The organism is Bacillus sp. HU-1818 (genome assembly GCF_022695965.1).
Lineage (GTDB): Bacteria > Bacillota > Bacilli > Bacillales > Bacillaceae > Bacillus > Bacillus atrophaeus.
The window spans coordinates 23594-49422 of record NZ_JAAPBE010000001.1; the positions used below are offsets into that span (position 1 = coordinate 23594).

At 41.1% G+C, this 25829-nt stretch carries 28 protein-coding genes and 4 pseudogenes; 13 read left to right on the forward strand and 19 right to left on the reverse strand.

Going from position 1 to position 25829, the window contains the following annotated elements; translation table 11 throughout:
- The first annotated feature begins 81 nt into the window (after positions 1-81).
- The 4 genes and pseudogenes from xynC to GXP75_RS00105 form a co-directional block, all read left to right on the forward strand.
- Positions 82-1353 carry a glucuronoarabinoxylan endo-1,4-beta-xylanase XynC gene (xynC, locus tag GXP75_RS00090; protein ID WP_242555904.1) on the forward strand — a complete coding sequence of 424 codons (1272 nt, stop codon included), beginning with the start codon at positions 82-84 and terminating at the stop codon, positions 1351-1353.
- Positions 1354-1502: 149 nt separating this feature from the next.
- A pseudogene (locus tag GXP75_RS00095) lies at positions 1503-1694 on the forward strand (response regulator); the annotation flags it as partial.
- Positions 1695-1732: 38 nt separating this feature from the next.
- The gene (locus tag GXP75_RS00100; RefSeq protein WP_214914194.1) at positions 1733-2878 is read left to right on the forward strand and encodes an alpha/beta hydrolase; all 1146 of its coding nucleotides are present in this window, start codon (positions 1733-1735) and stop codon (positions 2876-2878) included.
- A gap of 156 nt (positions 2879-3034) precedes the next feature.
- Positions 3035-3169: pseudogene (locus tag GXP75_RS00105) on the forward strand (NADPH dehydrogenase); the annotation flags it as partial.
- A 391-nt stretch (positions 3170-3560) separates the two neighbouring features.
- Here GXP75_RS00105 and GXP75_RS00110 read toward each other — a convergent pair.
- The 3 genes and pseudogenes from GXP75_RS00110 to GXP75_RS00120 form a co-directional block, all read right to left on the reverse strand.
- Positions 3561-3798: pseudogene (locus tag GXP75_RS00110) on the reverse strand (YnfE family protein).
- 114 nt (positions 3799-3912) lie between these two features.
- A pseudogene (locus GXP75_RS00115) lies at positions 3913-4989 on the reverse strand (glycoside hydrolase family 5 protein); the annotation flags it as partial.
- A 330-nt stretch (positions 4990-5319) separates the two neighbouring features.
- On the reverse strand, positions 5320-6717 hold the full coding sequence (locus GXP75_RS00120; protein WP_061570413.1) for an alanine/glycine:cation symporter family protein: 1398 nt from the start codon (positions 6715-6717) through the stop codon (positions 5320-5322).
- Between the two features lie 493 nt (positions 6718-7210).
- On the opposite strand from GXP75_RS00120, the gene GXP75_RS00125 reads away from it, so the two are divergent.
- Together GXP75_RS00125 and GXP75_RS21350 are read left to right on the forward strand one after the other, a co-directional pair.
- Positions 7211-7561, forward strand: coding sequence for a hypothetical protein (locus tag GXP75_RS00125; RefSeq protein WP_242555905.1), 351 nt, complete (start codon positions 7211-7213; stop codon positions 7559-7561).
- A 24-nt stretch (positions 7562-7585) separates the two neighbouring features.
- Entirely contained in the window at positions 7586-7711 is a 126-nt protein-coding gene (locus GXP75_RS21350) for a hypothetical protein (protein WP_010334426.1), read from the forward strand.
- Between the two features lie 48 nt (positions 7712-7759).
- Here the strand turns inward: GXP75_RS21350 and parC are convergent, their stop codons facing one another.
- The 3 genes from parC to GXP75_RS00140 form a co-directional block, all read right to left on the reverse strand.
- Complete coding sequence (gene parC, locus GXP75_RS00130) at positions 7760-10177, reverse strand: DNA topoisomerase IV subunit A (protein ID WP_242555906.1); 2418 nt, start codon at positions 10175-10177, stop codon at positions 7760-7762.
- A gap of 3 nt (positions 10178-10180) precedes the next feature.
- Positions 10181-12151 carry a DNA topoisomerase IV subunit B gene (gene parE / locus GXP75_RS00135; protein ID WP_242555907.1) on the reverse strand — a complete coding sequence of 657 codons (1971 nt, stop codon included), beginning with the start codon at positions 12149-12151 and terminating at the stop codon, positions 10181-10183.
- A 419-nt stretch (positions 12152-12570) separates the two neighbouring features.
- Complete coding sequence (locus GXP75_RS00140) at positions 12571-12978, reverse strand: CoA-binding protein (RefSeq protein ID WP_003328752.1); 408 nt, start codon at positions 12976-12978, stop codon at positions 12571-12573.
- A gap of 191 nt (positions 12979-13169) precedes the next feature.
- Between GXP75_RS00140 and plsY the strand changes: the two genes are divergently transcribed.
- Both plsY and GXP75_RS00150 read left to right on the forward strand, forming a co-directional pair.
- Positions 13170-13751, forward strand: coding sequence for a glycerol-3-phosphate 1-O-acyltransferase PlsY (gene plsY / locus GXP75_RS00145; RefSeq protein WP_010788825.1), 582 nt, complete (start codon positions 13170-13172; stop codon positions 13749-13751).
- 93 nt (positions 13752-13844) lie between these two features.
- Complete coding sequence (locus GXP75_RS00150) at positions 13845-14132, forward strand: HesB/YadR/YfhF family protein (RefSeq protein ID WP_003328748.1); 288 nt, start codon at positions 13845-13847, stop codon at positions 14130-14132.
- A 33-nt stretch (positions 14133-14165) separates the two neighbouring features.
- Here the strand turns inward: GXP75_RS00150 and GXP75_RS00155 are convergent, their stop codons facing one another.
- The 7 genes from GXP75_RS00155 to acnA all read right to left on the reverse strand — a co-directional run bounded on the left by GXP75_RS00155 (position 14166) and on the right by acnA (position 18984).
- Positions 14166-14465: a hypothetical protein gene (locus GXP75_RS00155; protein ID WP_242555908.1), complete on the reverse strand. Its 300-nt coding sequence runs from the start codon at positions 14463-14465 to the stop codon at positions 14166-14168.
- Between the two features lie 14 nt (positions 14466-14479).
- Positions 14480-14896: a YbgC/FadM family acyl-CoA thioesterase gene (locus tag GXP75_RS00160; protein WP_242555909.1), complete on the reverse strand. Its 417-nt coding sequence runs from the start codon at positions 14894-14896 to the stop codon at positions 14480-14482.
- Between the two features lie 84 nt (positions 14897-14980).
- Positions 14981-15220, reverse strand: a complete 240-nt coding sequence (gene tlp / locus GXP75_RS00165) for a small acid-soluble spore protein Tlp (protein WP_003328745.1) — start codon at positions 15218-15220, stop codon at positions 14981-14983.
- A gap of 32 nt (positions 15221-15252) precedes the next feature.
- Positions 15253-15399, reverse strand: a complete 147-nt coding sequence (locus GXP75_RS00170) for an acid-soluble spore protein N (protein ID WP_003328743.1) — start codon at positions 15397-15399, stop codon at positions 15253-15255.
- Positions 15400-15463: 64 nt separating this feature from the next.
- Positions 15464-15589 (reverse strand): FbpB family small basic protein, encoded by a 126-nt coding sequence (locus GXP75_RS00175; RefSeq protein ID WP_064505197.1) that lies wholly within the window; start codon positions 15587-15589, stop codon positions 15464-15466.
- An 86-nt stretch (positions 15590-15675) separates the two neighbouring features.
- Positions 15676-16188: a redoxin domain-containing protein gene (locus GXP75_RS00180; protein WP_061570418.1), complete on the reverse strand. Its 513-nt coding sequence runs from the start codon at positions 16186-16188 to the stop codon at positions 15676-15678.
- Between the two features lie 72 nt (positions 16189-16260).
- Positions 16261-18984, reverse strand: coding sequence for an aconitate hydratase AcnA (gene acnA, locus GXP75_RS00185; protein ID WP_061570419.1), 2724 nt, complete (start codon positions 18982-18984; stop codon positions 16261-16263).
- A 231-nt stretch (positions 18985-19215) separates the two neighbouring features.
- On the opposite strand from acnA, the gene sspO reads away from it, so the two are divergent.
- The 4 genes from sspO to GXP75_RS00205 all read left to right on the forward strand — a co-directional run bounded on the left by sspO (position 19216) and on the right by GXP75_RS00205 (position 20670).
- Positions 19216-19362: an acid-soluble spore protein SspO gene (sspO, locus tag GXP75_RS00190; RefSeq protein WP_003153982.1), complete on the forward strand. Its 147-nt coding sequence runs from the start codon at positions 19216-19218 to the stop codon at positions 19360-19362.
- A gap of 24 nt (positions 19363-19386) precedes the next feature.
- Complete coding sequence (locus tag GXP75_RS00195) at positions 19387-19533, forward strand: small acid-soluble spore protein P (protein WP_003221237.1); 147 nt, start codon at positions 19387-19389, stop codon at positions 19531-19533.
- A 100-nt stretch (positions 19534-19633) separates the two neighbouring features.
- Complete coding sequence (locus tag GXP75_RS00200; protein WP_277990630.1) at positions 19634-20011, forward strand: Hsp20/alpha crystallin family protein; 378 nt, start codon at positions 19634-19636, stop codon at positions 20009-20011.
- A 230-nt stretch (positions 20012-20241) separates the two neighbouring features.
- Complete coding sequence (locus GXP75_RS00205) at positions 20242-20670, forward strand: DUF2621 domain-containing protein (RefSeq protein WP_061670883.1); 429 nt, start codon at positions 20242-20244, stop codon at positions 20668-20670.
- Positions 20671-20696: 26 nt separating this feature from the next.
- On the opposite strand, the gene GXP75_RS00210 is transcribed toward GXP75_RS00205, so the two are convergent.
- The 3 genes from GXP75_RS00210 to GXP75_RS00220 all read right to left on the reverse strand — a co-directional run bounded on the left by GXP75_RS00210 (position 20697) and on the right by GXP75_RS00220 (position 22427).
- Positions 20697-21188 carry a CcdC family protein gene (locus tag GXP75_RS00210; RefSeq protein WP_087941786.1) on the reverse strand — a complete coding sequence of 164 codons (492 nt, stop codon included), beginning with the start codon at positions 21186-21188 and terminating at the stop codon, positions 20697-20699.
- An 80-nt stretch (positions 21189-21268) separates the two neighbouring features.
- Positions 21269-21631, reverse strand: coding sequence for a response regulator (locus GXP75_RS00215; protein ID WP_061570422.1), 363 nt, complete (start codon positions 21629-21631; stop codon positions 21269-21271).
- Positions 21632-21722: 91 nt separating this feature from the next.
- Entirely contained in the window at positions 21723-22427 is a 705-nt protein-coding gene (locus tag GXP75_RS00220) for a cytochrome c biogenesis protein CcdA (RefSeq protein ID WP_061570423.1), read from the reverse strand.
- Positions 22428-22649: 222 nt separating this feature from the next.
- Here GXP75_RS00220 and GXP75_RS00225 point away from each other — a divergent pair, with 222 nt between their 5' ends.
- On the forward strand, positions 22650-22817 hold the full coding sequence (locus tag GXP75_RS00225) for an aspartyl-phosphate phosphatase Spo0E family protein (protein ID WP_010788816.1): 168 nt from the start codon (positions 22650-22652) through the stop codon (positions 22815-22817).
- Positions 22818-22898: 81 nt separating this feature from the next.
- On the opposite strand, the gene GXP75_RS00230 is transcribed toward GXP75_RS00225, so the two are convergent.
- The 3 genes from GXP75_RS00230 to tkt all read right to left on the reverse strand — a co-directional run bounded on the left by GXP75_RS00230 (position 22899) and on the right by tkt (position 25803).
- A complete protein-coding gene (locus GXP75_RS00230; protein WP_003328731.1) occupies positions 22899-23117 on the reverse strand; it encodes a YneF family protein in 219 nt (72 codons plus the stop codon).
- A gap of 85 nt (positions 23118-23202) precedes the next feature.
- Positions 23203-23649, reverse strand: a complete 447-nt coding sequence (sirA, locus tag GXP75_RS00235; RefSeq protein ID WP_061570424.1) for a sporulation inhibitor of replication protein SirA — start codon at positions 23647-23649, stop codon at positions 23203-23205.
- Positions 23650-23799: 150 nt separating this feature from the next.
- A complete protein-coding gene (gene tkt, locus GXP75_RS00240) occupies positions 23800-25803 on the reverse strand; it encodes a transketolase (RefSeq protein ID WP_242555910.1) in 2004 nt (667 codons plus the stop codon).
- Positions 25804-25829 lie beyond the last annotated feature (26 nt).

The following is a 25829-nucleotide window of genomic DNA, read 5'->3' on the forward strand; positions in this document are numbered from 1 at the left end:
AAAACCTTTTGTTTGCAATATAAAAGGAGACAGATCAGGTTTTTCTAATGCTGTAAAAGACATATGAAGGAGAGGAAAAAAATGATTTCATGCGTAAAAAAACCAATTTGTGTATTAATGGTATGTTTCACTATGCTGTCAGTAATGTTAACCGGGCCAGGTGCTACTGAAGTTTTGGCAGCAAGTGATGTAAATATTAATTTATCTGCAGAAAAACAAGTGATTCGCGGTTTTGGAGGGATGAACCACCCGGCTTGGATTGGAGATTTGACAGCAGCTCAAAGAGAAACCGCTTTTGGCAACGGACAGAATCAGTTAGGTTTTTCTATTCTCAGAATCAATGTAGACGATAACAGAAATAATTGGTACAGAGAAGTAGCAACTGCAAAAAGAGCGATAGAGCACGGAGCATTAGTTATTGCTTCGCCCTGGAATCCTCCAAGCGATATGGTTGAAACCTTCAATCGTAATGGTAACGCATCAGCTAAACGGCTAAGATACGATAAATACGCCGCATACGCGCAGCATCTTAACGATTTTGTTACCTACATGAAGAATAATGGCGTGAATCTTTATGCGATTTCTGTACAAAACGAGCCTGATTATGCACACGAATGGACGTGGTGGACGCCACAAGAAATACTTCGTTTCATGAGAGAAAATGCCGGTTCCATTAATGCACGTGTCATTGCACCAGAATCATTTCAATACCTGAAAAATATATCGGACCCCATTTTGAACGATCCACAGGCGCTTAGGAACATGGATATTCTCGGCACTCACCTGTACGGTACTCAGGTCAGTCAGTTTCCTTATCCTCTTTTCAAACAAAAAGGAGCAGGGAAAGAGCTATGGATGACGGAAGTATACTATCCAAACAGTGACAACAATTCAGCGGATCGCTGGCCTGAGGCATTAGGCGTTTCAGAGCATATCCACCATTCAATGGTGGAGGGAGATTTTCAAGCTTATGTTTGGTGGTACATCCGCAGATCTTACGGTCCTATGAAAGAGGACGGTAAGATCAGCAAACGCGGTTACAATATGGCTCATTTCTCGAAGTTCGTGCGTCCCGGCTATGTAAGGGTTGATGCTACGAAAAATCCTAATGCGAACGTTTACGTGTCAGCCTATAAAGGTGACAACAAGGTCGTTATTGTTGCCATTAACAAAAGTAACACAGGGGTCAACCAAAACTTTGTGTTGCAGAATGGATCTGCTTCTCAGGTATCTAGATGGATCACGAGCGGAAGCAGCAATCTTCAACCTGGAACGAATCTCAATGTAACGGACAATCATTTTTGGGCCCATCTTCCAGCTCAAAGCGTCACAACATTTGTTGTAAAGCGTTAAAGGCATCTGATTGTTCAAATAGATTATAGCAGTAAGCCAATTTTCTCACACGAAAAAGAAAATTGGCTTATTTTCTGTGGTAGAAGAGAAGTGTTGATTTTTTAACAATGCACGGACATTGGGTATAACAGCTACACAACAAAGTATTAATAATAGATGACGAAAAAGAAATTTTGGAACTGATCAAAACAGTATTAAGAAGAGAAGGTATTGAGCGTGTGATCACCGCTTCTACTGCCCGTGATGGATTGGCTCAATTTCATCAAGAAAATCCAGATTTGGTTTTACTGGATATCATGCTGCCAGACGGTGAAGGCTATGATATCTGCAAGCAAATAAGAGCATTCGCCACTTTTATTAATTAAGGGGGAACAAGAGAATGAAAACTTATGACGCATTTCCAGAACCAATTGGCGGCTATACTGTCGGTCGAACCCAGATGGATTTTGAGTACACGGCATCAGATCACTCAAAAAGAGAACTGACGGCGTTTGTGTACTATCCGTCCGACAGTAGCGAAGGTAAGACTACATCAACGTACATGTTTCCTGAAGTCTACGAGATGTTTAATGAGCAGCCACTTGTCACTGCGTATCTTAAAGGGAAAGATGTTTTCTCTATAAATATCAAGACCCAGTGTTACGACGACCTCGCTCTCTCCGGGAAGGAAAAGCGCTATCCGGTGTTATTCTATGTTTGCGGCGGGGGCGGTTCTCCAGAATGGGGTACAGTGATCTGTACAGACTTGGCAAGCATGGGATATGTTGTGGTAAGCATTGGCCATCAGAATAGCACGATGTATAAGCGTAAAGATGGGCGCCTGTTTAATGTATCAAAGGATTTTTCGGATGTCATTATGGCGTTTTCTGAAGATCCGGAGATGCTGGCGTTGGGTGGTAAGATGGAGATGCGGCCTGACGATGAAACTGCCATTGAGATGTGCCATAACGTGCTTACACTGCCGATACTTGCCAAGTTAACAGAGTATAGTGAATTACAGGCAGAAGATGTAAGGTATGTAGCCGATTACCTTTACAAACTGGACTCTGGAGAGCTGAATTCCATCTTTAAGGGCAGATTGTTGCTTAACATCGGCATGGGCATAGTCGGACATTCTTATGGAGGACCTACGACGGCGATTGTTTGCCGGGACGACGACCGGTTCGCCTGCGGGATTGGCTTGGATAGCGGTGCGTTCGGCCTTCTCGACAGCGACCTTAAGAAACCCTTCTTGCTACTGTTTTGTGAACCTAACTATAACATGAATGCGATAATTGGCGCTAACAATAGCATGGAAACCTATTATTTCTCTGTTGATCGTGTTGCGCATTTAGATTACTGCGACATTGTGTTTACCAGTGTTAATGAGGAACTCAGAGGCGAACGGGATGCTATGGAGATGCGAAATCTTGTTACAGACTATACGAAGAACTTTTTTGATCATTACTTACTGCAGAAGGCTGCATGTGTGGAAAGTCTGGCATACGATGGCGTGGACTTGATCAAGAAGACCAGCAACAAGTGACATAACCGAGAGGTTGCTGATAACATGTCAAAGAGCTAGCCGTACAGACACAGAGCCGATAACCGCGTAATAGGGTTATCGGCTCTCTCATATTTCAGGCATTGTTTTCTATTTGAGATGATAAGCGGTGTTTTCACCGTTGAAAAACACACTTGTGGGACGGAAGATGCAGATCTAGTTGCTGTAGGGAGAGGGATGCTCCGTAATCCATATTGGGCATTGAAAGCAGCAAAACAATTAAAAAAATCAACTGACGAATTGGTTCCAAAACAGTATGAAGCTGGTTTCTAAATATTGATTTTAATTTAGATAAATAGATTATTATTACAAGCTCAAGGGTGCAATGATTTGTTACATTTCATTGCACCTAAACAATTATTGTTTTCGTGAGCTACTTTAAAGGACCGAATTCGACTATGTCTTGGCCATAAAGGTTTTTTCTTATACAGATAATAATTATGGCATAAGAGAGGCTGAACAACAATGGATCCACTTTTAGTTCCTTGTACATCAAAGTCATTTAATTTGTAATGACAGAATGATGCTAAAAATTCTTAGTTTACATAATATATATTCTAGGAAGTAATAAATTTAAAATAAATTATGTCTCAATAACAAAGTATACTTAAGTTATTGAGACAGGACAAGAAAATTACTTACAGGTTGACCGATTTAAGAAACTTCAAAATGGCGAAGTCAACCCATAATAAACGGCTTCCAGCTCTTCCAATGTCATATCACCGTATGCGCATTTGATTACAGAATCAGCAAACTCATCATAATCGTAATCACTGGTAAAGCCTTGCTGCAGAAGTTTTTTCATAGGCTTCAATCTGTTCTTTTTGGTTTTGGATATCTTTTTCCTTATCTGGATAGTCCGGTCCGTTAACCAGGTCGTTGTTTCGTTTGAACAGCAACATTTACTGTTTCAATGTTTCATCCACAGCTTACACCTCCTTCTTCTGCTGCTTATTAGATAATGAAAACGGACACCGATAGTGATGTCCGTCAATACTGTAACTATTTTTAAATTATCTGTATTGCACCGAGATGCTGTTTTCCTGCGCGGGTTTATCTTGCTTTGGCGTCTCAGATCTGTCTTCACTCGAATTTTGGGAGCCGCGGATGTTTTCTCTTACAAATGTCCCTGAAGCGGATAAATCTGGTAACGACCAGCCGCCTGTTTTAGATGCCCCCGGCTTTAAAGCTGAGGAAGATTCCTGCTTATCAGAAAGGTTCCAGTTTATCCAGCTGATTTTCTTGTTGTCGAGATATTTTAACCATTCCCTCGACTGGTCTAGGAAGACCCCGCCATTTCCGGAAGCATCACTCGTCCCCCATTCCGTTACAAAAATCGGCGCTCCTTTGCTGAGCGCATAGTCCGCTTTATCCCTTAAATACTGGCCGTGTGTACCGGCATAAAAATGAAGCGCGTACATGACGTTTGCATCCTTAAGCTGATCATCGGCAGCATCGTTGACATCCTGGCTCCAAGTGCCTGTTCCGGTAATAATGATGTTATCCGGGTCATTTTTACGGATAACGGAAATCACTTCTTCCGCATACGGTTTGATATCACGCTTCCAATTTACATCACCGTTCGGTTCATTAGCAATTTCATATATAACGTTTGGTGAGCTTCCGTAAAGGCTTGACATTTCCTTGAAGAATTCTTTTGCCTTCTCTTTATTTTGATTTGGATTGCCGTCATTTAAAATATGCCAGTCAATGATGACATATATCCCGAGCTCTTTTGCCGCTTCAACAGCTTCTTTGACTTTATTTTTCACAGACGGATTCTCGATATAACCGCCGTCAGCCGTGTACATTGCCGCCCGGAAGACCGTAATTCCCCAATCGTCTCTTAGCCATTTTAAAGTGTCTTTATTGACATAATCGCCGAACCACTGCAAACCGTGTGAGCTGATTCCTTTCAGCTGCACCGGTTTTCCGTTTTGATTGACTAGCTGAGTACCTTTAATGCTAAGCTGTCCATTAAGAGCTGCAGGCGTTTGCGCCCCTGCTGCAGATGCTTCTGGTGCCCCGACACTGCTAATTGTTAATACTGACATTAATAAACATGCAATAAAGATAGAGACTGAACGTTTCATATAGCATTCTCTCCTTCTCCAAATAATCATGTAAAACTATGCCTATTAGCTACGCTCTCCCTCCCTTTCTTTTTTTAAACACGCACTCATTGTAAAAATCTTTCTCATGATTGTCTATCAACCTAATTTCTTGTTTTTAGGCGGCTTAACAGCCTGTCTATTGACTCTTTTTGTATTGCTTCATATACTGCTGACACGTGTATATCAAGGATAAAAGTGTTTGATCAGGACTTTACACGTTATTTTTTGATAAAATCAAAAGATTCTGCTTTTTTTCAGCAAATAAAAAGCTGCATTCAAGTCATTGAATGCAGCCGTATTCTTTATACCTTATGCTTCTTGTTTCTCTTCTTCCCAAGTTTCAGCGTGCTTCAGTCCTGGTATATTTTTCGCTTTAAACACAGGATCAAGTCCTTGTTTGCGCTGTTTCGCGTAATCTTTATAGACTTTGTATGCTACGTTTGACAGCAGCGTGATCACAACTAAGTTAATCAGCGCCATAATCCCCATAAAGAGATCGGCCATGTTCCAAACAATCTGAAACCCTGCTACACATCCAAAGACAACCATAGCAATAACCGCAATACGGTAAATGTTCAGCCATGTTTTACTTGTTTTAATGAATTCAATGTTTGTCTCGCCATAATAGTAGTTTCCGACAATTGAGCTGAAAGCGAATAAGAACATTGCGATTGCTATAAAACTAGGTGCCCATCCTCCAATATGGTGGTTCAGAGCAGCCTGTGTGACTTGGATGCCGTCACCTTTTGGTGTTAGACTGTACAGCAAAATAATAAACGCTGTGGACGTACATACGATAAATGTATCGAAAAACACGCCTAATGTCTGGATAAAGCCTTGCTTTGCCGGATGCGAAACATGAGCTGTCGCAGCAGCGTTTGGCGCGCTACCCATTCCTGCTTCGTTAGAGAAAAGTCCGCGCTGTGCACCGATGACGATGATCGCTCCTATTCCTCCGCCGAAAACTTGTTCAAAACCCAAAGCATTTTTGACAATTGTCGCAATAACGCTTGGAAATGCAGAAATATTGGTGAATACAACATATAGAGCTATGAGAATATAAAGACCAGCCATGACCGGAACAATCAATTGTGTCACTGCAACTACACGTTTTAAACCGCCGAAAATAATAAAAGCCGTTAAAGCAGCAAGAACAATAGCTACAACTGTCTTGTTCACATGAAATGCGCCATCTAACGCTCCTGCAATTGTATTGGATTGAACAGCGTTAAAGATTAAACCGAATGATACGGTAATTAAGACAGCAAATACGATGCCAAGCCATCTGATCCCAAGCCCCTTTTGGATATAGTAAGCCGGTCCGCCTCGGAAATCGTCTCCGTCCTTCACTTTATAAAGCTGGGCTAACGTACTCTCAACAAAGCTTGAAGCCATACCTACAGCAGCTACAACCCACATCCAAAATACAGCGCCTGGACCGCCTGTCGCAATTGCTAAGGCAACACCAGTCAAATTCCCTGTACCGACACGGGATGCAGCAGAAATAAAGAATGCCTGCATAGAAGAAACACCTTTATTTCCGTCAGGCTTCTCTCCTACTATTCTGAACATTTCAATAAAATAACGAAATTGGATAAAGCCAAAACGAAGTGTAAAAAATAATCCAAGTCCTATTAAAATATAAAATAAATATTTCCAGATAAAATCACTTGGAATATTGATCAAACTATTGAAAAATGACTCCATATTTACCTCCCGTTTTCATCAATTCATAGTAAATTCAAATTTAATGTTAGATTTTTTAACATATCAAGTCTTATTATATCACAATATGTCGAATTAGGAAGTTTTTTCGGGAAGAATATTGTTCTAATTTGAAGTTACTCCTTCGGTCTCCCTCTTTATTATTTTCCTATGAATAAAAAATTTCTTATTAAGCTTGTAAATAAGAGTCCCCTTTTAATATGTAAATATTTCTTTCCTGACACTTTCAGTTTCCTTTGATTTCAAAAGTTATAAATTTCAAACAACAAACATATCTTTTTTAATGTGTTTTTATTCACACCTAAAACCGGGTATACATACACTAATAAAAGAAGTTTCTCTTTCGAAAATATGCAAAAAGATATATACTTAACAAAGTGAACTTTATTTTTAAATTTAATAAATCAAGTTTACTTTTAAGATGGTTTGGGGTATTATTATAAAAATATTCAGTAATATCAAAGGGGGAGATCATTTGAAAAAAGTAACGATACTTAAAGCGTCCATATTATTTTTGGCGATTGCCAGTTTTCATTTGTTCTCAATTCCCCACGTCTTTGATATTGGCCATCATTATAAAGCGGTAGCCGACCAGCAGGAAATGCATGAGATGAAAGCTGGCCAAAATGCAGACGATGAAAAGAAATCCATCACTGGAGCTTTTGCGCTGACTGCCTTCTGGGCTACGGCTGTGCTGCTGCTGACGAAAAACAAAGATATATGTTATTCCCGGAGACGGCAGCGAAGAAAAAGCTTTATACTGGCCAAATTTTATCAATCGTCTTATTTCGACAAACTTCATGTTCAACATCACTCCAATATATAACGAAAATACGAGGAGGCTGTTAACATGTTGTTTATCTTAAGAATGGTGATTTTAGGCTTATTCTCTTTCACAGCGCTGAACTTATTTGTATGGCAAGGTATTGAAGTCATTCATGCCGTGACAGACTTATTCACCAGCCATGAAAGCTGATGAAAAACAAAAAACCCGCTCACGATATGTGAGCGGGTTTTTTAATGATTATTCAGTTTTAAGACGCCAGACAGCTGTGACCTTGCCTGATTCTTCTTCATCAATAAAGAACGAACCATTGCTGTATCTGTCGTTTGTTCGCAGCTCTTTAGCCTGCAGTTCTTTTCTGTCCCCTTTTTCCGTCTCTGCCATAAACCGTTCATCTAGTCCGCACGCGAACAGCGAAACGACACGATGTGGATTTTTCTTCAGTTCCCGCAGCATAACGACTCCCCGTTTTGCACGAGAGGTCTTTTCAAACTCACCTAGACTCATACGTTTGGCCGCTCCCCGCTGTGTAAACAATACGAGAGAATCAGACTCATGCAGAATTTCTCCTGACACGACAAAGTCTCCATCTTTCAAGTTAATTCCTTTGACGCCAGCTGCACGTGCGCCCACAACATTTACTTCATCTTCTCCAAACCATAGGCCATATCCAAGATGTGTCGCCATCAAGATCTGACTGTCGCCATTTGTCACATGTACATCAATCAGCTCGTCTTCACCCTTTAGATTTAACGCCACAAGTGCTTTAGAATAACGCTGTGCTTTGTAATGCGTGAGTTCTGTCTTTTTCACCATGCCGTTTTTCGTGAAGAATAAAAGATAAGCAGATGGATCAAACTCTTTTATCGGTATGGCTTTTACAATCGTTTCGTCACGTTCAATCGTGATTATGTTAGAAAAGTGCTGGCCCATGTCCTTCCACCTGATATCAGGAAGCTGATGGACAGGACAATAGATGTAGCTCCCCTTATTGGTGAACATCAGCAACACGTCTGTTGTATTCATCTCAAATTGATGAAGCAGCCTGTCTGTATCCTTCATCCCGAAATCTTGTCCGTTTGAAGCGGCAAATGACCGCTGACTCGTGCGTTTCAGATATCCGTCCTTCGTTACAGTCACATAGACATCCTCTGATGCAACCATTACTTCAAGATTAATCTTAATTTCTTCAATTTTTTCTTCAATGACAGATCGTCTGCCGTCCGCATAAGTCTTTTTCAGCTTTTTCAAACTGCTTGTGATGACTTTTAGCAGCTTTTTGTCATTGTTCAAAATAGATTCAAGCTCTTGTATATTTTTGCTGAGCTCTTCCGCTTCTTCCTTCAAAGCGGTGATATCGGTGTTTGTTAAACGATAAAGCTGCAAGGATACAATCGCTTCCGCCTGAGGCTCAGTAAATTCAAACTTCGAGATTAAATTGTTCTTAGCATCTCGTTTGTCATTTGAAGACCTGATGGTCGCGATCACTTCATCCAATATAGACAGTGCCTTCATCAGCCCTTCGACGATGTGGTGTCTGTCTTTTGCTTTTTGCAGCTCATAAATGGACCGGTTTGTCACAACTTCCTTTTGATGAGCGATATAAGCGTCCAAAATGGCAGTCAGGCTCATCAGCATCGGGCGGCGATTATGAATGGCCACCATATTAAAGTTATAAGTGATCTGCAAATCCGTATTTTTATATAAGAAATTAAGTATGCCTTTTGCATCCGCTTCTTTTTTCAGTTCAATGACAACACGCAAACCTGTACGATCCGTTTCATCGCGGACCTCGGAAATGCCTTCCACCTTTTTATCAATTCGGTATTCGTCCATTTTTTTCACAAGGTTGGCTTTGTTGACCTCGAACGGAATTTTCGTAATTACAATTTGTTCACGGCCGCCTCTGATGCTTTCAACTTCTGCCTTTCCGCGAATAATGACTTTCCCTTTACCTGTTTCATAAGCTTTTCTGATGCCGTCAACGCCTTGAATAATCCCGCCTGTCGGGAAATCAGGGCCTTTGATCACTTCCATGAGTTCAGATACAGTACAGTCAGGTGAATCAATCCGTTTGATGACGGCGTCAATGACTTCTCCTAAGTGATGTGGAGGTATGTCTGTCGCATAGCCCGCCGATATCCCCGTGGAACCATTGACCAGCAAATTAGGGAACATCGCCGGCAAAACGACCGGCTCCTTACTCGTATCATCAAAGTTTGAAACAAATTCAACCGTATTTTTATCAATATCACGCAAAAGCTCTGACGCAATCGGAGATAACCTTGCTTCCGTATAACGCATAGCCGCCGGCGGATCGCCATCTATGCTTCCGTTATTTCCATGCATCTCAATCAGGACATTCCGTACCTTCCAATCTTGGCTCATCCGCACCATAGCTTCATATACAGAGCTGTCTCCATGCGGATGATAATTCCCGATGACATTCCCGACCGTCTTGGCCGCTTTTCTAAAGTTTTTATCAGATGTGTTACCCTCAGCGTGCATCGCATAAAGAATCCTGCGCTGCACGGGCTTTAATCCGTCTCTTGCATCAGGAAGCGCACGGTCCTGAATAATATATTTACTGTAGCGTCCAAAACGGTCGCCGATCACCTCTTCTAATGGTAAATCATGAAATATTTCTGGCTGTTGCAATCATTAAACCTCCTCAGCGACCGATAAGTTTTCATTTTCTAAAATATTGCTTTCTTCATCTAAACCAAATGCAACATTCTTTTCGATCCATTTTCTCCGCGGTTCTACTTTGTCGCCCATTAACGTTGTCACACGTCTCTCTACGCGCGCCGCGTCATCAATTTTCACTCTTACCAGCGTACGGGATTCAGGATTCATTGTCGTTTCCCACAGCTGGTCCGCGTTCATCTCTCCAAGACCTTTGTAACGCTGTATCGTATAACCCTTGCCGACTTTTTTCAATACATCATCCATCTCTTCGTCAGACCAGGCATATTCAATAATTTCCTTTTTGCCGCTGCCTTTGCTGACTTTATATAAAGGCGGTAAAGCGATAAACACTTTTCCGTGCTCAATAAGCGGCTTCATATAGCGATAGAAAAAGGTGAGAAGCAGCACTTGAATATGGGCGCCGTCTGTATCAGCATCCGTCATAATCACGATTTTGTCATAGTTAATGTCCTCAACTTCAAAATCCGCTCCGACACCTCCGCCGATTGCATGGATAATCGTGTTGATTTCTTCGTTTTTGAAAATATCAGCAAGCTTTGCTTTCTCTGTATTAATAACTTTTCCGCGGAGCGGCAGGACGGCTTGAAATCTCCGGTCTCTGCCCTGCTTCGCTGATCCGCCTGCTGAATCTCCTTCAACCAAATACAGTTCATTTTTCGCAGGATTTCTGGAGCCCGCCGGTGTCAGCTTTCCGCTTAGCGTTGCCTCTGATTTTTTGCGTTTCTTCCCGCTTCTTGCCTCTTCCCGCGCTTTCCGCGCAGCTTCCCGGGCCTGGCTCGCTTTTATCGCTTTTTTCACAAGAAGTGTGGCAGTATCACGGTTTTCTTCTAAGAAGTAAGCAAGCTGTTCTGATATTACTGCGTCAACTGCCGACCTTGCTTCACTTGTGCCGAGCTTCCCTTTCGTTTGTCCTTCAAACTGAAGAAGCTCCTCAGGAATCCGCACCGAAATAATGGCTGAAAGCCCTTCACGGATATCGGTTCCTTCCAAGTTTTTATCCTTCTCTTTTAAAAGAGACACTTTTCTCGCATATTCATTAAAAGCTCTTGTCATAGCTGTCTTGGCGCCTGATTCATGGGTTCCGCCGTCTTTTGTTCTGACGTTGTTTACAAAAGAGAGGATGTTTTCGGAGTAACCGTCATTGAATTGGAATGCAAAGTCCACTTCAATCTGATTATGCTCCCCTTCAAAGGAAACCACTTCAGACAAGGAGTCTTTTTCCTCGTTTAAGTAGGCAACAAATGCTTCAATTCCGTTTTCATAATAGAAAACCTCTTGCACTTGATGACGTTCATCTATCAGCTCAATTTTTAATCCTTTTAATAAAAATGCTGATTCTCTTAATCGTTCCGAAAGCGTTTCAAAATTGTAGGTCGTCGCACTGAACATCGCAGGATCAGGTTTAAAATGTGTCAGGGTCCCGGTCTTTTTGGTTGTGCCAATTTTATCGAGAGATGTAACGGGTTTCCCACCATTTTCAAACCGCTGCTTATATACATAGCCATCCCGCTCAATCGTAACTGCAAGCCATTCGGATAAGGCATTTACGACGGACGCTCCGACTCCGTGGAGGCCTCCGCTTGTTTTATAGCCGCCCTGGCCGAATTTACCGCCGGCGTGAAGCACTGTAAAAATCACTTCAGGGGTCGGTTTACCGAGTTTATGCATCCCTGTAGGCATGCCCCGTCCTCTGTCTTGTACTGAAATACTATTGTCTTTATGTATTTTTACGATAATATGATCTCCGTGACCGGCGAGAACCTCATCGACAGAGTTGTCTACAATTTCATATACCAAGTGATGCAGACCCCGGGAATCGGTTGAACCAATGTACATCCCCGGCCTTTTCCTGACAGCTTCAAGGCCTTCCAGCACCTGTATGGCATCTTCGTTGTAATCAAATTGTTGCTGTTTTCTAGCCAAACGTACAAACCCCTTTCAAAAAACTAACATTGTCTTTCTCTTTTTTCATCTTACATGTCATTGTCATAAGTATCAAAGCAGGCTTTTGATTCTCTCCTTCTGCTCCTCGGACTCATCATTATAACCAATGTGCTTGATTTAGCAACATTTTAGCTAATAATCCATTTTGATAAACGCCGCAAGACATACATTCGATTCGCTTTTTGGTGCCGTTTTTTTAAAATCGAACATATGTTTGTTTTCATTATATATAATTCAGCGAACCTTAGCAAATGGAGCGGGTAAAAGCCTTACTTGGCAAAGTATGCAAAAAAGCTGTTCAAGCTTTATTGTATCTGTTTCACAATAATACGCAAATATAATCTTGAAATAAAAAAGCAAAAATCCTTGAATTCACAAGGATTTTTGACTGGTTTCATCTATTTTGTTACAGCATGTGCAACTTTTATACACAGATCCATAATCACCGTGCGGCCTTTTTCTTTCAACATTTCATAAGCTTCATCGTTTACTAGTCCTTGCTGTGCCCAAAAGACGTCAGCATCTGTTTCTAAAAACTCCTCAGCAACGCCTGGAAGCTGTTCTGACCGTCTGAATACATTTACAATATCAATATGCCCTTCAACCTCTTTTAAAGACGACACGGCTTTTACGCCTAGTGCTTCGTCAATTGTCGGATTCACAGGGATAATGTCATATCCTGCATCCTGCATAGCTTTTGAAACCATATAAGACGTTCTATCCGGCCGATCAGAAAGACCGACGACCGCTATTCGCTTGCTTTTTTCCAGAATCGCTTTGATCTCAGCTTTTGTTGGATTTTGCACCTTTCATCATCTCCTTTTTATCTATTCTACAGGAAGGATAGCCGCGAAATCAAAGCCTGATGTGATTGTATATGGTCTGCCATTATGTTATTGTTAGCAAACTTCACAAAAAACTTATCATCAGATCATGACATCTCATGTTAAAATAAAGATCAGGAACATCAGGAACATTGGAAAAAGGAGAAATGTAGATGTTAATTGCTTTATTGATTATTTTAGCTTATTTACTAGGCAGCATTCCATCAGGCTTAATTGTCGGCAAGCTTGCCAAAGGGATTGATATAAGGGAACACGGCAGCGGGAATTTAGGAGCCACTAACGCGTTTCGGACACTGGGTGTGAAAGCCGGATCTGTAGTGATTGCCGGGGATATTTTAAAAGGGACACTTGCCGCTGCTCTCCCGTACCTCATGCATATTGATTTTCATCCTCTGCTTGCCGGGGTTATAGCTGTTATAGGGCATGTGTTTCCTTTGTTTGCAAAATTTAAAGGCGGTAAAGCCGTAGCGACTTCCGGAGGCGTTTTGCTGTTTTATGCTCCGCTTTTATTTGTTACAATGCTGGCGGTATTTTTCATATTTTTATTCATTACGAAATATGTTTCTCTGTCTTCAATGTTAACAGGGGTCTATACCATTATATACAGCCTCTTTGAACAGGATACATATTTATTGATTGTGGTCACGTTGCTTACTGCCTTTGTCGTTTACAGACACAGAACAAACATCAAACGGATTATCAATAAAACCGAGCCTAAGGTGAAGTGGCTTTAACTTCGGAATAAGAGCTATTTTTTGACACAGTAAAACCGAGTGCGGTTATAATAGAGAAAATTCATTTTGATAACAAAAGGAGAGTGGCCGTGTATGAATATGGAAATTCAGAAAGATGCGTTGAATTGGTATAAAGATGAGCTGGAGCTAGAGAACGGCGACCAAGTTCGGTTCTTTGTCCGTTACGGAGGGTGCAGCAGCGTTCAAAAAGGCTTTTCCCTCGGTGTCTCAAAAGATGAACCCCAGGACATCGGAATCAGCACTGAAGTAGAAGGCATTACCTTTTTTATTGAAGAAAGTGATATCTGGTACTTCGATAATCATGATCTACTCGTCAGTTATTCTGAAGCATCTGAAGAACCGGTATTCGAATATCAATAAGAAAAAAGAACGCATGTGATATGCGTTCTTTTTTTATAATTTAAAACGTGAGAGATGATCGCTCAGCCTCTCCCTTTCCAAAATCATTTTTTGGGTTTCACCAAGAAGGTCATAATGTGGAAATTCAGCTCTTTTATGTATCCATTCTTTTTTTAACCCGTATTTTTCTCCCCACGAACTCAGCTTTTCTAAGTCGCTGCAACCGACTTTTGTCACTGTTTTCGTTTCCGGAAAGCGGTCATCCAGCCAGTAATGGGTTAAAAACGCGATTTCTCCGCTTTTAACAGCTTCTTTCCAGCGATTCAGTTCACCGCGATGAATTCCAAACGCCATCATATTTCACTTCCCTATTTTTTGGCCTTTTCATAAGCTTTGTGCCAATCAGGGAAGGCTTTGCGAAACTGAATCGGTTTAAAGCTTTCTTTATCAACACAAATGTGTGAAGACTTTGCTGTTATCGAGATATCTCCCTCAGGATTTAATATGTGATAGCCATATATCGTTTTAAATCCGTTGTATTCTTCTATCCAGGTATGCACAACAGCCGTTTCTCCGTAATGAAGCGGTTTTTTATAAGAAATATTGATGTCTACGACAGGTGACAGTACACTTTTCTTTTCCATATCGCTGTATAAAAAACCAAGATCTTTAATTAAAGCGGTTCTGCCCACTTCCATCCAGACAAGATAGTTGGCATGATATACAATCCCCATTTGATCAGTTTCTGAATAACGCACTTCTATTTCTTTTTTTGAAACATGCAAGATTCTCTGCTCCCTTTTTCACAATTTAGCCCTATTCTATCACATCAAATGATGAAAGAGAAAAAACCAGGTTTCCCTGGTTTTTTACGATTGATAACCGTTTTCTCTTGCTTGGGATTCATCTTGAATTTCACTGCGGAAGGCTTCAAGACTTTCATTTCGTCTGGCGTTTTTTTCCTTGATGCGCTGTTTGTCTTCACCAGAAGCGTTTTTCATGGATTCTTCAGCTTCTTCAATGTTCTCAATTGTATTTTGAACCATGTCTTGCAATTTCTCTACATTATCCGAACGGTCATCAGGGTTTGGTTGATATTGTTTTGTCACTTGTTAGCCCTCCTTATGATGATTACGGGGCACTATTCGCCCTTTGTTTGCATAATAATTGGCTGCTCATTAGATGTGTCGTGCATTTTTTCCCCTTTATTACGCTTATATTTAACAGGTTTCGTGCCCAAGTGGCTCGGAGCATATTGAGGCTGACCGTTTTTCTTGTTGGTACCCATGTTTATCCCTCCTTAACAAGTAGGATTCTCAAAAGGAGGAGTAAACATGAATACAAATTAAAGGTTATTTTTGCTTAAAACGCTGTTCAAGCTTTTCTTCAAGCTGATGTAAATACTCAGTATTGGTCATCAGCTCTTTTTTATTTTCCATGACCAGTTCATGAAAAGAACGTTTTCTTATTTTTTTCACACTTCTCACCTCCGCGTATTCTTTTATTTTTACCAATTTTGAAAATTATAAGCATTGTTTCATTTCGATAATTAAAAAACTGGGTCCTAGTCGAGACCCAGTTTTTGTTTCATTTGTTTTTTTGTCATCGTGCCGGCATAAATTTGCTGAATGACACCTTTTTCATCCAAAATATAAGTCGTCGGATATGTTAGAACACTATAATCCGCATTGATTCCGCTTTTATCAATAAGGATAGGGAAAGTTAAATGGAGCGAATCAGCAAATTGTTTGACCGTTTTCTCCCCTTTTTCAGCAGAGGTAAAGTTAACGGCAACCACAGCAATCTCTGAGTGCTCTTTTTGAAGCTCTTCCATTGCAGGCATTTCTTTTCGGCAAGGATGACACCAAGTGGCCCAAAAATTAAGAAGAACTTTTTTTCCTTTATAATCCGATAAAGAGGTTTCTTCCCCAGAAAGCGTTTTCAAACTAAAATCGGGTGCTTTCTGCCCTTCTTCAATGCCGACTTCTTCTTTTTTCGTATAGTTCTCATAGAAAGTCCAACACATATACACGGCAAGTCCAATAAGACAAATTCCCGCAAGCCATTTTTTTAGCATATGCCACCCCCGCGGCCAATATTTCATAAAAAGAAGAGAAAGCACCTCTGCCCTCTCTTCCCAATTATAAGCTTACTTTTTCATTTTATCGCGAAGCACCATTTGAAGAATACCGCCATGGCGATAGTAATCAACTTCAACATCACTGTCAAAGCGAACTAAAACTTCAAACGATTTTACATTACCATCTTCATCAATTGCTCTTACTTTTACAAGATCGCGCGGACGAACTGTTTCGTCAACATCTACTTCAATCACTTCTTTTCCGGTTAACCCGAGTGTTTCTGCGTTGTCACCTGCTTTGAATTGAAGCGGAAGCACGCCCATAAATACAAGGTTGCTTCTGTGAATTCTTTCAAAGCTTTCGGCAATAACCGTTCTGATTCCGAGAAGATTGGTTCCTTTTGCTGCCCAGTCACGGGAAGATCCCATACCATAATCTTTGCCCGCTATCACAACAAGGCCCGTTTTATCTTCTTTATATTTCATACAAGCGTCATAAATGGATGTCACTTCACCGGTAGGCCAGTATGTTGTATATCCGCCCTCAGTCCCCGGAGCGATCTGGTTTTTAATCCGAATGTTAGCGAACGTTCCTCTCATCATGACTTCATGGTTTCCGCGTCGTGATCCGTAAGAGTTGAAATCACGAGGTGAAACGCCTTTTTCCTGCAAGTATTTTCCGGCAGGAGTGTCCTTGCCGATTGCGCCGGCTGGTGAGATATGGTCAGTTGTGACTGAGTCACCGAATTTACCGACAACGCGCAGCCCTCTTAACGGTTCTACTTTGCCCGGCTCAACTGACATTTCTTCGAAGAACGGCGGGTTTTGGATATAGGTTGAATCATTATCCCATTTATACAATGCTTGATCCGTCGTTTCGATTTGATTCCAGCGTTTATTGTCATCAAACACGGTTTCATATTCTTTACGGAACAGCTCAGGAGTCACCGTTTGTTTCACGATTGAATTAATCTCGTCCATTTCAGGCCAGATATCGCTGAAATATACGTTCTGACCATCTTTACCTACACCGATTGGGTCAGTTTTCAAATTGATGTCAACCGTTCCCGCTAATGCGTATGCAACGACAAGCGGCGGAGAAGCAAGATAGTTTCCTTTCACAAGCGGATGAATCCGGCCTTCAAAGTTACGGTTTCCAGAAAGGACTGACGTAATCAGAAGATCATTTTCCGCAACGGCTTCTTCAATTTCCGGAGACAGCGGGCCTGAGTTTCCGATACAAGTTGTACAGCCATAGCCGACAAGGTTAAACCCAAGCTCTTTCATATAAGGCAGCAAACCTGAATTCACCAAATATCCTGTAACGACTTTGGATCCCGGCGCCAGAGATGTTTTTACGTAGTTTGGCACTTTCAGTCCTAATTCAACCGCTTTTTTAGCGACTAGGCCTGCACCGATTAAAACGTAAGGGTTTGACGTGTTTGTACAGCTTGTAATGGCAGCGATGGCGATTGCGCCTGTTTTCATAACTGTTTCTTCGCCATTAAGCAGTTTAAACTTAATTTCTTTGTTCGCTTCAGCAGCTTCCAGACCAAATCCTTGGTTACCCGCAGGACTGACTAAGTGCTTTTGGAAGGTTTCCTGCATGACAGAAAGCGGAATCAGATCCTGCGGACGTTTTGGACCTGAAAGATTGGCTTCAATCTGAGACAAATCAATTTCCACAATATCAGTAAAGTTCGGCTCATCTGCATCCGGAGTATAAAACAATCCATTATTTCGGCAATACGCTTCTACAATGTCAATTTGCTCTGCGTCCCGGCCTGTCAGACGTAAATAATTCAGCGCTTCTTCATCAACCGGGAAGAATCCGCATGTTGCGCCGTATTCCGGAGCCATATTTGCAATGGTTGCGCGGTCTGCAAGCGGCAATTCTGCCACTCCCGGGCCGAAGAACTCAACAAATTTGTTTACAACGCCTTTTTCACGCAGCACTTGCGTAACCTTTAATGCCAAATCAGTGGCAGTAGTTCCGTTTGGAAGCTCCCCGACAAGTTTTGCGCCGATGACTTCAGGAACCGGGAAATAAGAAGGCTGGCCAAGCATGCCTGCTTCCGCTTCAATTCCTCCTACGCCCCAGCCGAGAACACCGATACCGTTAATCATAGTGGTATGGGAATCCGTACCGACAAGTGTATCAGGATATGTGATAAGCTCTCCGTCCACTTCTTTCGCATGTACAACGCTTGCCAAGAACTCAAGGTTGACCTGATGCACGATACCTGTAGCAGGCGGCACTGCCTGATAATTATTAAACGCTTTCTTTGCCCAGCTTAAAAATTTGTAACGCTCTGCATTTCTTTCGAATTCCAAGTCCATATTAATAGCTAAAGCATCTTCCGTGCCTGCTTTATCAACCTGTACTGAGTGGTCAATAACCAGATCCACAGGAATTTCAGGATTGATTTTGTCAGGGTCCCCGCCGACAGAATCCATCGCTTTTCTCAATGAAGCAAGATCAACAACAGCAGGAACACCGGTGAAATCTTGCAAAATAACACGTGAAGGCTTAAATGGAACATCAATATCCTTTAATCCAGCAGTTCCCCACTTTGCTAAATTTTCCACGTGCTCTTTCGTAATCACTCGCCCGTCAACCTGGCGTAAAACAGATTCTAAAAGAACCTTAATGGAGTATGGAAGTTTTGAAACATTCCCCACACCCAGGTCCTCCAATGCTTTTAAGGAATAGTAATGATAAGTTTTTCCGTTAGTTGAAAACGTCTTTTTTGCTTGGAAAACATCTTGAGTTGCGACTTTCTGATTTGCCATTCTCCAAAATCCCCCTTCAAAGATCAAGATCATTCTTCGATGAAACGCTATTTTTCACCACAATTTTCTCACAATTTCATCTTAAAACAAAATCATACATAAGTAAATATCAATGTTTTTATTAAATATAATAAGATCACCTTATCGGGGTGTTTTTTCGGAAAATATTTGTTTTTTTTCGTCCTCATACAAATCAAAAGAGAAAGCCATATTATACATGAGGTGATTATCATGGTGAAAAGAAAAGCCAATCATGTCATAAATGGAATGAATGACGCTAAAAGCCAAGGCAAAGGTGCCGGCTATATTGAAAATGATCAGCTTGTTCTGACCGAAGAAGAACGGCAGAACAATAAAAAAAGAAAAACAAACCAATAATAATATCGGCAGGAGGCTCTTTACGTGACGAATAAAAATACAAGTAAAGATATGCATAAAAATGCGCCTAAAGGGCATAATCCCGGACAGCCGGAACCTTTAAGCGGGAGCAAAAAAGTAAAGAACCGCAACCACACAAGGCAAAAGCATAACTCAAGCCACGATATGTAAATAAAAAAACAGACCTTAGCGTCTGTTTTTTTATATCTTCACCCATTTATTATTTTCCGCATAACATAACGCAAGGATTTATATATGGAGGAATGCTTCCATGGCTCATTCAAAACGTTCTGGCTCCAATGACTTCGACGGTATGGAGGATTGGCTGCGCCAATTTTACGAGGATCCTTACGCTTGGTATGATGAAACACTGCCTATTGATTTATATGAAACAAGTCAGCAATATATCATTGAAGCAGACTTGACGTCATTACAGCCGGTTCAGCTGACCATTACCCTATGCGGGTGCGAGTTCATTCTGATAGTCAAGACGGCGGAACAGTCTCTTGAAAAAAGCCTCATGCTTCCCTTTTACCTGAGTAACAAAACAATTCAGACCGATTATACCAACAGCATTCTGACAGTCGCTATGAATAAGGAAGAGAGTGAAGAACAGACTTCCTTTTCTCTTCAATTTCCTATCTCCTAACATAAAAAGTCACTTTCATCGCCGTGAAAGTGACTTTTCTTCCGTCCGTTTGTCGTCAAATACCCCTCATAATGAATCTCCCATGGCCAAATAGCAGAATCACTATACAATAGAGTATGCTCTATCATCTCGTTTGACTAGACATCTATCATTTCTTTCTATTATTTTTTATGATGTTCTTCTAAACTTTCTTCATGTACAATATGGATAGAATAAGGGGGTGAACATAGATGCTAGAGGGCTTGTTTATGTGGTTTATTTTGTTTTGGGTCATAGTGATGGTTGTTTTATTATCTATTGGCGGCTTTTTTATGTTCCGCAAATTTCTAAAGCGCTTACCGAAAGAAGATGGCCGATCAGAGCTGGACTGGCAGGATTACTATATTGAAAAAAGCAGGCATTTATGGAGCAAACAAGACAAAGAGTTTCTTGAAGAGTTGGTTAAGCCTGTGCCAGAGCTGTTCCGGGACATTGCAAAAGCAAAAATTGCCGGAAAAATCGGAGAGCTTTCCATCAAGGAACAGGCATCTGCAATCAATCAGGACCTTATCATCAGAGGCTATATTTTGGCAACCCCGAAAAGAGACCAAACCTTTTTAAAGAAACACCTTCGAGAAAAAGATATAGACATCAACCCTTACAAATCCCTCCTCAAGTAAAAAACCTTTCCCCTAATAGGAAAGGTTTAATTCATTTGAATATCAGCAGCTTGCATCTCGTTATGAAGCTTGCGATAAGATAAATACATTGCGATTCGCCAAGGCACTATCATTCCGAAAGCTAAGATCCAAAACATACCGCTCAAGGCTCCATAATCTACTGATGTGCTCAAAATAGACTTCATCACTATCCTGATCACCAAGAGGCCGACCAGTATAAAAACGAATGCTTTGGACCGCTTCATGTAAATTTCATTATTTTTAATTTCGAATTTAGACGTTTTTATAAGAAAAATAGAGAAAATGACGCCTAGCGTGATCGCTTCTAAAAACTCTTCACCCGTCACCCAGAAAACCGGAAACAAAAACATTAATGCACCCGTACTCATAAAAATCGGCGGAAGAATAATTTTTTTCGGTGAAACTGGCTTATCGGAAGATTTAATTCTGACAACCATCACTGCTGCAGCCATTAAGACGGCAATAATTGATGAAATTATAATCATCATACATATCATTCCTTTGTTTGCTCTGAGTATTGATACTATATACTATACTCCAAAACAATAAAAAAAACCATTTCGAAAAGATTAATCCTTCATTTTCCCATCACGCGATTAACAGCTTCCAAAACTTTTGATTCCTCAAATGGTTTCATAATAAAATCCTTTGCACCCAGTTCAATTGCTTCCACTACTATCCGCTGCTGCCGCATTGCGGTGCACATGATGACATTTGCTTTCGGGTCAAACGACATGATTTCCTGAAGCGCCTGTATGCCGTTTTTGAGCGGCATTGTAACGTCCATTGTCACAAGATCAGGACGGAGCCTCTGGTACAAAGCAGCTGCTTCCTCACCGTCCGCCGCTTCACCTGCTACTATGTAATTTGCGGCTTCTAAGATCTCTCTAATCTTCACCCTCATGAACTTGGCGTCGTCTACAACTAAAACTCTTGTCATATTCCCCTCCAAATAAAACGATATCCTTTATCAATAGTATTATTGTACCAAAAACAAAGGGGTAAATAGTAGTTCAAAAGTTGTTTATGTGTCAGAAACCTGTAAATTCTCCGAATAGCGATGATAACATAATGATGATTAAGGTCATCCAATCAAAAAATAACAGCACACCGATCAATACCATAAGGACGCCGCCAATTTTCATGATAAGAAGCTGATTCTTTCTTATCCATTTCAATCTCGTAATGAAGAAAGACAATAATAGAAAAGGAACTGCAAAACCAAGAACATATAAAATCATGTACGGAACAGCTGAAGCAGGATTTGTGTGAGCAAGCGCAAGGAGGGCAGCCAAAATCGGTCCTGTGCACGGCGTCCACCCTGCTGAAAAAGCCATTCCCGTTAAAATAGAACCTGCAAAACCGGCGGGCCTGTGTTTGAAATGCACTCTGCGCTCTTTCATCAGTATGTTCGGACGGAACACACCAAGTGTGATGAAGCCAAACAGGATGATGAATAGAGCTCCTATTTGACGGATGGCATCATGATAATCTCTAAAAAAGCCGCCGATTAACGAGGTGCCGTAACCAAGTGCGATAAAAATCACTGAAAAACCCAGCAAAAAAAACAGTGTATGAATCAGGCTCCTTTTTTGCAAAAGAAGCTTTTCCGACTTGACTTCATCCATACTGACACCAGTAATATATGACAGAAAAGCAGGGTACAACGGAAGGCAGCAAGGTGAAATAAACGATAAGAAGCCGGCTCCGAATGCCAAAAAGTAATTAAAATCCATGCACATAAACTCCTTTCAAGTTAGCAAGCCTTTCAAGTTATGACAAAATCATTTCATTTCTTTAACACTTCAGCCTGAAGGATTTCTATTTTCAGAAAAACCTTATATAATTTAATTTGACATTGAGATATTATACTCCTTCTCATTTGAAAATCAGTATAAATATGGGATATAATAATGGCATTCAAAATGAAAGATCTATGTATGAAAGGATACATCCCTGTGATTAGAGAGCATCTATTAAATGAAATTGAAAAAAAGAGAGCCGAGCTTTTGCAAATTGTCATGGCCAATGGAATGACGTCCCACATTACGATAGAACTCAGTCAGGAGCTTGACCACCTTCTCATACAATATCAAAAACAACAGCATTCCGGAGGCACCGGTTAATAATGATTCCAAAATAAAAAACCCTTTAAGCGGGTTTTTTATTTCATAACCATGTTTCTTCTATGTCATAATCTTTACGTATTATTTCGTTTGATTATTCATGGCTTTCATCATTTGATTAATTTTCTTTTGAGAAGGTTTCATTCCCATTTGCATCATCATCATGCGTAACATTTGTTCATTAATAGGCGGATTCTTTTTCAAGTAGCTCATCATATACTTACGAGCGATAAAAAATCCGAGTGCAACACCCGCGAGCAATGCTAGAACGCCCACTAGGATGACAACCCATAAATCCATTTTACTTCCTCCTTCATGTTGTCTAGTTTAAAGTGTACTAAACCAAAGGCTATTATACAACATTTACATCTCTTTTTCTTCGGTTTTAGACAAAATTTCTTTCTTTCACCGGATTTAGCCACCCATACCGCTGCGCTCCAAAATCCATTGCGAGAAAACAAGGGCTCACTTTTCGAAGGACTTCAAAGAAAATCGTTTCTGACTCGTAATCTCCGGATGCTACAATCTCAATCATCTGTTCTTTCATCATAAACGTTGCATAGCCCTTTGCTTTCGGGAGAGATAATCTATAAATATGATCCAGCTGCGTATAATCTACATTGCTTAAATTCATTTTTAAACGCTGGTGCATATGTAACATCGGGATCGGCTTCGTAATATATTGAATTTGTCTTTCAGTCATTTGATATTGCTGAGGTGTCAGATTCGTCCAATGATAGTCTTGAAAAAGCTTAAACATGACTGATTCCCGACCAAAATAGTGATTGGCAAACTCATCTTTAATTAAATAGGTATAGTAATGACGTTCCATTCTCTCATCCCCTTATTCAGCGCCTTAATATGCTCTCTATTATACAAAAGAAGAAAAGAAAGAAATGTCTATTACTGTTAAAATCATTATACTATTTTTGTCGTATAAACATGAAAAAGAGGATGATTTGACTCATCCCCTTACAAACACTTATTTGCTTATTAATTTCTTCACACGATCAACTACGTTTGATACAGAGAAGCCGTATTCTTTCATAATGGTTTCACCAGGAGCGGAGGCGCCGAATTGATCAATACCAAGCACGTCACCCTCAAGGCCTGTATACTTGCCCCATCCAAATGAAGCTCCCATTTCAATCGCAAGACGTTTTTTCACATCTGATGGAAGTACGGAATTTTTATATTCGGCTGATTGCTTTTCAAAACGATCCCATGCCGGCATACTGACGACTGACACGTGGATATTTTCTTTTGCCAATTCAGCCTGTGCTTCAATCGCAAGTCCTACTTCAGAACCTGTAGCTAAAAGAAGGGCATCAGGTGAATCATTTTGTGCTTTAGATACGACATAAGCACCTTTCTCAACACCTGCTAAAGCTTCATCAGCAGTTTGATCGATAGTAGGAAGGTTTTGACGGGTGAGCACCAAGGCCGTCGGATGATCCTTGCTTTGTAATGCGAGTTTCCAAGCAGCTGCTGTTTCATTGCCGTCAGCCGGTCTGATGACTGACAGATTAGGCAGAGCACGTAAAGAAGCAAGCTGTTCCACAGGCTCATGCGTCGGTCCGTCTTCTCCTACAGCGATGCTGTCATGAGTGAATACATAGGTTACCGGAAGCCCCATTAATGAAGCGAGACGGATTGCCGGTCTTAAATAATCAGAGAAGACAAAGAATGTTCCGCCGAATACCCGAAGGCCGCCGTGAAGCGCCATACCGTTTAATGCGGCACCCATTGCAAATTCACGAACACCGAACCAGAAATTACGGCCTGAATAATCGGCTGCCGTATAATCTGCGGCGTTTTTAATATTGGTTTTATTTGACCCTGCAAGGTCAGCCGATCCTCCTACAAAATAAGGGATCTGCTTTGCAATGCCATTTAAAACTTCTCCGGAAGAAGCGCGTGAAGCTAAGCTGCTTCCTTTTTCATAAACAGGAACCTCTTTATCCCAATCTTTCGGAAGTTCCCCTTTGATGCCAAGCTCTAACTGTTCAGCAAGTTCAGGGTAGATTTCTTTATATTTATCGAAGAGCTCGTTCCATTCCTGCTCTTTCTTCTCTCCTGCTTCTTTTACCGTTTGTTTAAAATGGTCGTATACTTCTGACGGTACATAGAAGTCCTCTTCATATGTCCATGCATAAGCTTCTTTAGTTAATTTACTTTCCTCTGAACCAAGCGGCGCACCGTGAACACCTGATGTACCTGCGCGGTTAGGCGAACCGAATCCAATGGTTGTTTTTACTTCAATTAATGTAGGTTTTTTTTCATTTTGGCGCGCTTTTTCAAGAGCAGCGGTTAATTCTTCGATATTGTTACCGTCTTCGACATAGAGAACTTCCCAATTCATTGCCTCAAAACGCTGCTTTACATTTTCTGAGAATGAGCGGTTTAAGTCTCCGTCTAACGAGATGTCATTAGAATCGTAAAGTACGACCAGACGTCCCAGCTGAAGATGGCCTGCCAGCGAAGCCGCTTCTGAAGAGATACCCTCCATCAAGTCACCGTCGCCGCAAATGCTGTATGTATAATGATCTACCACGTTGAATGAATCGCGGTTGTATGTTTCTGCTAAGTGGCGTTCTGCAATAGCCATCCCAACTGCCATTCCGATTCCCTGTCCGAGCGGCCCTGTTGTTGCGTCAACACCTGCTGTATGCCCGTATTCAGGATGTCCAGGTGTTTTGCTGCCCCATTGGCGGAATCCCTTTAGATCATCAATACTGAGATCGTACCCGCTTAAATGAAGCATACTGTATAATAGCATTGACCCGTGTCCCGCAGATAAAACAAAACGGTCACGATTAAACCAGCCAGGGTTCTTCGGACTTACATTCATAATTTTTGTCCATAGCGTATATGCCATAGGAGCAGCGCCCATAGGCATTCCCGGATGACCGGAGTTTGCTTTTTCAATTGCGTCTATAGATAGTGTGCGTATGGTAGCAACTGATTTCTTTTCAATTGTATCCATAAAAATCCCCTTCCATATGTGTTGTA

Bases quoted from the DNA above. Each gene is read 5' to 3' on its own strand.
- xynC (WP_242555904.1), top strand. From the start codon at position 82: ATGATTTCATGCGTAAAAAAACCAATTTGTGTATTAATGGTATGTTTC.
- GXP75_RS00210 (WP_087941786.1), bottom strand. From the start codon at position 21,188: ATGATATGTATGATGATTATAATTTCATCAATTATTGCCGTCTTAATG.
- tkt (WP_242555910.1), bottom strand. From the start codon at position 25,803: ATGGATACAATTGAAAAGAAATCAGTTGCTACCATACGCACACTATCT.
- GXP75_RS00215 (WP_061570422.1), bottom strand. From the start codon at position 21,631: ATGACAAGAGTTTTAGTTGTAGACGACGCCAAGTTCATGAGGGTGAAG.
- GXP75_RS00205 (WP_061670883.1), top strand. From the start codon at position 20,242: ATGCTAGAGGGCTTGTTTATGTGGTTTATTTTGTTTTGGGTCATAGTG.
- GXP75_RS00150 (WP_003328748.1), top strand. From the start codon at position 13,845: ATGAATATGGAAATTCAGAAAGATGCGTTGAATTGGTATAAAGATGAG.
- GXP75_RS00200 (WP_277990630.1), top strand. From the start codon at position 19,634: ATGGCTCATTCAAAACGTTCTGGCTCCAATGACTTCGACGGTATGGAG.
- GXP75_RS00170 (WP_003328743.1), bottom strand. From the start codon at position 15,399: ATGGGTACCAACAAGAAAAACGGTCAGCCTCAATATGCTCCGAGCCAC.
- GXP75_RS00180 (WP_061570418.1), bottom strand. From the start codon at position 16,188: ATGCTAAAAAAATGGCTTGCGGGAATTTGTCTTATTGGACTTGCCGTG.
- sspO (WP_003153982.1), top strand. From the start codon at position 19,216: ATGGTGAAAAGAAAAGCCAATCATGTCATAAATGGAATGAATGACGCT.
- acnA (WP_061570419.1), bottom strand. From the start codon at position 18,984: ATGGCAAATCAGAAAGTCGCAACTCAAGATGTTTTCCAAGCAAAAAAG.
- GXP75_RS21350 (WP_010334426.1), top strand. From the start codon at position 7,586: ATGTTGTTTATCTTAAGAATGGTGATTTTAGGCTTATTCTCTTTCACA.
- GXP75_RS00220 (WP_061570423.1), bottom strand. From the start codon at position 22,427: ATGGATTTTAATTACTTTTTGGCATTCGGAGCCGGCTTCTTATCGTTT.
- plsY (WP_010788825.1), top strand. From the start codon at position 13,170: ATGTTAATTGCTTTATTGATTATTTTAGCTTATTTACTAGGCAGCATT.
- GXP75_RS00120 (WP_061570413.1), bottom strand. From the start codon at position 6,717: ATGGAGTCATTTTTCAATAGTTTGATCAATATTCCAAGTGATTTTATC.
- sirA (WP_061570424.1), bottom strand. From the start codon at position 23,649: ATGGAACGTCATTACTATACCTATTTAATTAAAGATGAGTTTGCCAAT.
- GXP75_RS00155 (WP_242555908.1), bottom strand. From the start codon at position 14,465: ATGGCGTTTGGAATTCATCGCGGTGAACTGAATCGCTGGAAAGAAGCT.
- GXP75_RS00230 (WP_003328731.1), bottom strand. From the start codon at position 23,117: ATGGATTTATGGGTTGTCATCCTAGTGGGCGTTCTAGCATTGCTCGCG.
- GXP75_RS00100 (WP_214914194.1), top strand. From the start codon at position 1,733: ATGAAAACTTATGACGCATTTCCAGAACCAATTGGCGGCTATACTGTC.